The 2,877-nt window shown below is 65.9% G+C and carries 2 protein-coding genes and 1 pseudogene; all 3 read left to right on the forward strand.

Annotated features, from left to right (window positions below; genetic code table 11):
* The first annotated feature begins 357 nt into the window (after positions 1–357).
* On the forward strand, positions 358–792 hold the full coding sequence (locus tag G5S38_RS15345) for a hypothetical protein (RefSeq protein WP_165070495.1): 435 nt from the start codon (positions 358–360) through the stop codon (positions 790–792).
* A 442-nt stretch (positions 793–1,234) separates the two neighbouring features.
* Positions 1,235–2,668, forward strand: a complete 1,434-nt coding sequence (locus G5S38_RS15350; protein WP_165070497.1) for a carboxylesterase family protein — start codon at positions 1,235–1,237, stop codon at positions 2,666–2,668.
* Between the two features lie 83 nt (positions 2,669–2,751).
* A pseudogene (locus G5S38_RS15355) lies at positions 2,752–2,877 on the forward strand (transposase); the annotation flags it as partial.

Raw genomic sequence — 2,877 nt, forward strand, 5'->3', positions numbered from 1 at the left:
CGGTCATCGTGATGATGCCTTTCGAGTCGAGGTAAGAGACTTCTCGAAGGATCACACGGTGACCGCGTCCACGTCTTCACGACGAGCCGGGCCACCGCGGCTACACCACTATGCGGGACTCAACTTCGGGGTAAGGATGCTCCACCCAACGTGATCCAGCCGGCCGGATACACGTTCACGGTGTGGTTCCCCATATTTGCGACTTCCATCGCATATGCGGTCCATCAAGCGCGGGGCCCCGCCCGCACCCGGGAGATTTGGCGGGCAGCGGGATGGCCGCTTGCCGGGGCGTTTGCCGCCACCGGCATTTGGGCGCCACTCGCGCGGTCCGGCCTATTCTGGAGCGCCCAGGGGGCATTGGCCAGCGTCGCGCTGCTGGCGGAAATGGGGCGGCGCCGGATCGCTCGGGCCGAGTCGAGGCACGAATTGAGCACGGCCGAAGTGATTGCGGCCGCCCCCGCAGCGGGAATGCTCTCCGCTTGGGGACAGGCGGCCTGCGGGGTGAACCTGGCCGCGATGCTAGTAGCCAAGAAAATCGTTCCAGCCGGGCCGAAGGCCGCCACGGTGGGGGCGGCTCTTCTGGCTTTGCTCGGCGCGCTCGGCACGCGGACTGTCTCGGCGCCGGAGCGTACAACACTCTCGTCGCGCTTCTACGGCGGCACGCTCCTCTGGGCGTTCGTTGGCGTGATTATTGGGCAACGACGACGCTCACCGTCCGCCGTTGTAACGGCAGCCGGCTCAGCCGGCGCGCTGGTGGCGGTCGCTTTACGCAATTGGCGACGTCGCTCGTAAGCGCCTCCGCGCCGATGCATTCCGCGAGCGAATCGACATCGACCACCATATTCGGAGGGTGAGCGTCTAACGAACCGATCTTCCCGTGTTCGTGCGTCGACTCAGCTCGTCGCGCATTTGCGTCGCCCCTCGGAGACTTCGCGGGGTACTGACAACGTTGGCCAGCAGGAACGCGCCGAAGAACGCGACGCCGAACCACCAATACGGAGCCTCCGTAACCGCGAGCGAGAGCGCCAGTAGAAGGCCCAAAATGAGGACGAGCGGCCCCATCCAGAGGTTTCGGCGAGCACTACGCGGACGAGGTCTCGTGAACGGTTCCTCGCTGTCGCAGGTGGAGGATGCTTCTCGGCTGCGATCCGAGCCTCAAGCCGCCCCCGATACCGCTACCCAAGCTGACAGCTCGCCAGCTGTAAACAACACTTGAGAAGGAGAACCCTTTCGCATGACTGACATCGACAACGGCGAACAGAGCGCCGTGCGCTCCTGGCTCGGCATCCCGTACGCCACCGCCGACCGCTTCCGCAGCCCGAAGGTCGTGCCCTTCGATCCCGACCTGCCGTACGACCAGAAGGGACCGGCGCCGCTCCAGGCCGGAGACACCAGTTGGCTCGAGGCCGATAATGGGTTCAGCGAGGCCTGTTTGAACCTCAACGTCTGGGCCCCCGCCGTCACAAACGACAAGCCCCTCCCGGTGATTGTGTACATCTTCGGCGGCGGGTGGGTACTCGGAGCCAATACGCAGACCACCTCCAACCTGTCGGGGCTTGCTGCGACCGGCCGTTCGATCGGCGTATCCCTCAATTACAGGCTCGGACCATTCGGGTGGCTCTCCCTCTCGCAATACGGCGGCGCACTCGCGGAGGCATCAAACCTCGGCCTGCAGGACATCATCGCAGCGCTGCAGTGGGTGCGAAACAACATCAGGCAATTCGGTGGCGACCCGAACAACGTCACGGTCACCGGCCACAGTGCCGGCGCATTCTCCGCCTTAAGCCTCCTCGCCGCACCGTCCGCCGACGGCCTCTACCACCACCTGGCAGCGTTCTCCGGGATGCCCTCGCGCCAGGTGCCAGCCTGGGGCGCAGAAGAACGCGCCTACGCGGTCCTCACCGCGCTCGGGCTGCAGGACGACCCCGAGCAGCTCCTCACCGTGGACGCTGGCCTGCTGGCGGAAACGATGGCTAAGTCGCAGTCCCCAGACCCTGGCGCTGCCCACGGCGCCGATAACGACGTCATCGCCATCGTCGATGACCGGTCACAGCCGAACGGTGTCCTCACGCACCACCCCATGCACGTCCTCGAGTCCGGTCGGCACCGTGACGTCGACATCCTCTTCAGCAGCGCCACCCACGAGACCGACTACTGGGTCCTCCACAGGACCGAAGACTTCGACCCAGGGAGCATCAGCTCCCTCGTGGCAGAGTTCGCCACCCGGAACCGCATTCCGCGCAGTCGCGCCCGGCAGGTCATCGCCGCCTACGACGTCGACGGACGCACACCGGTTGAAGTTCGCGGCGCGCTGCTCACCGATTTTTCATTCACGTTGCCGCAGACCCGCGGCGCGCTCGCGCACGCTGCCGCTGGCGGAAACGCGCACCTGCTGTCGATTGGTCCCGTCGGGGGAGCGCCCGCCGTGCACGGTACCGAGTTGTACGGCATTGTCGGACAGACCCGGCCCGGGGCCACCGCGTCGCAGAAAACCCGGGACACCTTCGTCCGCGACGCACTGCTCGCACTCGCCTCTGGAGACTCCGATGCACTATGGGAGCCCGTCACCACGTCGCCAACCGTCATGGAAATCGGCGAAACTCCCTACGACGCGACAGCTCACGCCACCAAGGTGCTCGAGACTTTCGGCGGTATCGACCGCCCGTAACCGAGCTGTACCTGCGCCGCAGAACATTTCAGATCCTCGCGGCAAGTTCGAGCACGACCGTGGGAGACAAGAGCCCGTAAGCGGATGCGGGACCGTTCACCTTCGTCGCCGCCGACGCGCTCACCATGAAGGTCCGCGAGGGCGGCCGGGTGATCAACGCCGTCGTCCTCGTCGCGACCGGGGTGAACGCGGACGGGCGTCGGGAGGTC

Origin of the sequence: Marisediminicola senii (assembly GCF_011057645.1) — a bacterium.
Lineage (GTDB): Bacteria > Actinomycetota > Actinomycetes > Actinomycetales > Microbacteriaceae > Marisediminicola > Marisediminicola senii.

Coding starts and splice junctions, on each gene's coding strand:
- G5S38_RS15350 (WP_165070497.1), top strand. CDS start 1,235: ATGACTGACATCGACAACGGCGAACAGAGCGCCGTGCGCTCCTGGCTC.